A 3,586-nucleotide genomic window follows, 5' to 3' on the forward strand; every position below is an offset into this window, starting at 1 on the left:
ATTTGGAAGAACCCGTAAGCGGGGACGATGACATGCTTTCGTTTCCTGCCGTAGAGGAGGCAGCGCCGCACTTAGAGTCTGCTTCCATACCAGACTTACCATTAGATTTTTTGGCCGATGAGCTGACCACAGAACCCCCAGCCCCAGACGATTTTTTGGAGGCGGAGCAGCAGGCCTTTTGGCAAACTGTGACTGATGATGATGAAACTACCGCAGCAGTCGCCCAACCGCTAGAAGACGCTCCATCTTCTAGCCCTAACCCATTACAGATAGATGAGTTGGTGCCACCTGAGACGGCATTGGAAGAACCAGAGGAAACGGAACCAGAGAAAACAGTTACAGAGGGGGCATTAGAAACCGGAATCCCTGATGCTGATTTAGACGATTTACTGAGATTAGATGCCCCAACTCTGCCCAGCGATGCCACCACCGATGAAAATAAACTGGATTTAGAACCTCTAGATGAACTGTTTGGCCAATCATCTCTGTCTGAGTTAGACGCAGTCCTTGAAGGGGATACGTCAGTTGACAGTACGGCTTCTCCTGGGGCTGCCGATGCACTCACAGAGCTGGATCTGGGTATGAGTGCATCTCCCGAGCTTTTGGTGCCGGATTTGGTACCGGACGTTGAGGTGCCCGATGTACCGGATACATTGCCGTCTGAGATCGTCGAGGCTAATGCTCTCGATCTAGATACAACAGAGGCAGTTGCCCCAACTCCGTCTGTAACAGCAGACCTACCTGGAGAGTTCTCCCCCGTAGATCTCGAAGGAGACTGGTTTCTAGGGTTGGATGTGGGGTCAACCGGTTTATCTGCTGTACTGATGAATCGTCGCACAGGTCAGGTGTATCCCCTCTATTGGCAAACCAGTTCAGAGGAAACTAAGCATTTCCGTTTGCCTGCAATGGCCGTTATGACCGCCACCCAAGAAACCGTTGCTGTAGGCTATGACGCCTTGGGCGATCTCGAAGATTTACTGGATGCCTTTGGCTCACAAATACCAGAATTGATCGGTGTCAATCGCTTAAAGCCATTGCTGAAGGTGGCTGTGGGCCATGGTCAAACTCTGGCTACATCAGATCCCTGGCTGCGTTGGTCAGACACTGTGGAGTTACCGATGCTACAGGTGCTGCAAGCGATGGTGGCACTCCTCAAGCATCTAGTTGATCAGGGTCAGGCTGTGGGATTAGAGGGGGACAGCCTGGCTCAGGTTTGGGAGAAACTGCAGGGTGTGATTGTTGGCTATCCGACTAACTGGCCTGATACCTATAGTTTTAATCTGCGGGAAGCTGTGCTGGCAGCCGGTTTAATTCATCAGCCAGAACAAATTCTGTTTGTCGAAGATGCGATCGCAACCGTCTTATCGGGCCTCCCCGACCCTAGCAACGTAGCTATCGCTGAAACGGTGTCTTTATCCCGTCAGCCCAGCCTGTACAACTGTCAATGGGAAGACGGCACCGTTGTCATTAGCGGCGGTGCCGTCATGACCGAACTGGGCCTCGTCAGCTTGCCCAAGGATTTAGCCAGCCTTGACTACGCTGATTTTGCCCTGCGTAGCTTTGCCTATGCCGGCGATGCCCTGGACCAGGACATTGTTTGTCAGCTGTTGCTACCTGACGAGCGACGACAGCCCCTCTCCGGAGCCAATCCAGCCACTCATTGGGATTGGCAAGGTCATCTATCAACCGAAGATGCAGATTGGGAGCAGCTCAGTCTAGATGATCTGACGCTGCCAGCAGTGGGGCATATCGACTGGGGCCAGCGCTATCGTCTGCAGCAGCGGTTGCTCAGCTCTAACTTAGGACAAAGCCTGCTAGCGGCAGCCCGCCATCTCAAGCTAGCCCTGCAGCAGCAAAATCAGGTTCAGATCACCCTAGCCGGTCAACGCTGGCTGATTAAACGCCGTCATCTAGAAAACCTGATCTTTTTACCCTACATTCAGCGGATTAATCGCTATTTGAATGTGCTGTTGAGCCAACATACAGTAGATGCCCAGGCCATCAAACAGGTGATCTGCACCGGGGGCTCAGCGTCATTACCGGCCATTGCCCGCTGGCTAAGGCAAAAGTTTCCCAATGCCACGATTATTCAAGATACCTATGCTAGCGAGCTACCCCAGAGCTGTAGCCGCGTTGCCTACGGTTTAGTGAATTTGGCGCGCTATGCCCAGGTACTCAATGTTACCCGCCAGCAGTATAGTGACTACTTTTTACTGATGGAGCTATTGCGGGTTTTCCCACAACAGCCGCTGCCCGTCGGGGCCATTATGCACTTGCTAGAACAGCGCGGTATCAATACCCAGGCGTGTCATTTGCACATTTTGGCGCTGCTGGAAGGTCATCTGCCACCGGGGTTAGTGCCGACCGCTGCCGACCGAGGGTTAATTTGCGATCGCACCACCGATTTACCCACCTATCACTCCCTGTTGAAAACACCCCTGTTTAGAAAAACGGTGACTGAGTCCGGTGGCCACATTTATATTCCCAACGAAGCTCAAGCCGAGCAGCTACGAGCCTATTTCAACCGATTACTCATTGACAAGACCCAAACCTTAGAAGAGCCCCTACTTGCCCAGTTAGAGGTGCTGGCATAGCAGGCCGCGTAAAAACCGCACAGGAATGGTGTTTGTTTGATGGATGAATTGAGGTTGAGAGTCGTCAACTTAGCGGGTTGAGCGTAGTCAACTTAGCGGGTTGAGCGTAGTCGAAACCCGTAATGCTAGCCGCATTTGTTTTAGGTTATCTACTGAACCGGCCCTAAAGGCTGGCAGCATAAAAAATGACGTGACCGAGAATTTTCTTGGTCACGTCATAGCAGACTTTCAGAGAATATATGAATCTTCAAATAGCGTGATGAACGCTAATACCTTGAACAAACTCTAACGAGTGAATAAAACATCACCGGAGTCATCAAAAAACGTTAATCCTCTTCATCCACATCCTTGTTGCTATCTAGCTGAATCAAGTGGATGTGTTTGTAACCAAGCTTAATCTCAAACTCATCCCCTGGTTTGAGGCCCATTTCTTGAGTGTAGGTAGAACCAATTACAATTTGGCCATTTTTATGAACGCTCACACGATAAGTTGGTTCACGCCCACGTCCATCTTTGGTGCTTTCAGGCCCTAGGGGAATACCTCTGGCCGCCAGTAGCGCATCATAGAAATCAGTCAAATTCACTCTGACTTGCTTGTCTTTAGTAATAGTGAAATACCCACACTCCTTAGCTTTTTCTCGCTTAGGCAGATGGGTGATTTCCTTCATTTTCTGAAGTAGAGCTTTCCCTGTTAGTGGCGTGGTTTTGGTATCAGCCATCGGATGTGAAGATTTAATGATTAGGTCTAGAAAGGGACAATAAATTCAATTTTTCAAGTTGAAACCAGAGACTCTTGCTTTCCGACTCATGAGGTATCAGGTTCTCTTGAGAGGCCCTGATTATAACAGACAAAAAACCTGTTTATCTAGGAATATAGAAACCCTAAACGACATTCAACTTGAACTCTAAGTTTTTCTAACAAAAATTTAATTCTAAAACTGCACATAGGCAATAACGGTCCAATATTAAAATTTAGTGTGTGCAACAAATGT

General features: G+C 49.4%; 2 protein-coding genes. One reads left to right on the forward strand and one right to left on the reverse strand.

The window, feature by feature from the left end; translation table 11 throughout:
• The coding region (locus IQ260_RS28790) for an acetate and sugar kinases/Hsc70/actin family protein (protein WP_228016525.1) at positions 1–2,594 on the forward strand (2,594 nt) is incomplete at its 5' end.
• A 326-nt stretch (positions 2,595–2,920) separates the two neighbouring features.
• Here IQ260_RS28790 and IQ260_RS28795 read toward each other — a convergent pair.
• Entirely contained in the window at positions 2,921–3,313 is a 393-nt protein-coding gene (locus IQ260_RS28795) for an AbrB family transcriptional regulator (protein ID WP_193996502.1), read from the reverse strand.
• Positions 3,314–3,586 lie beyond the last annotated feature (273 nt).

Origin of the sequence: Leptolyngbya cf. ectocarpi LEGE 11479 (genome assembly GCF_015207065.1) — a bacterium.
Lineage (GTDB): Bacteria > Cyanobacteriota > Cyanobacteriia > Phormidesmidales > Phormidesmidaceae > Leptothoe > Leptothoe ectocarpi.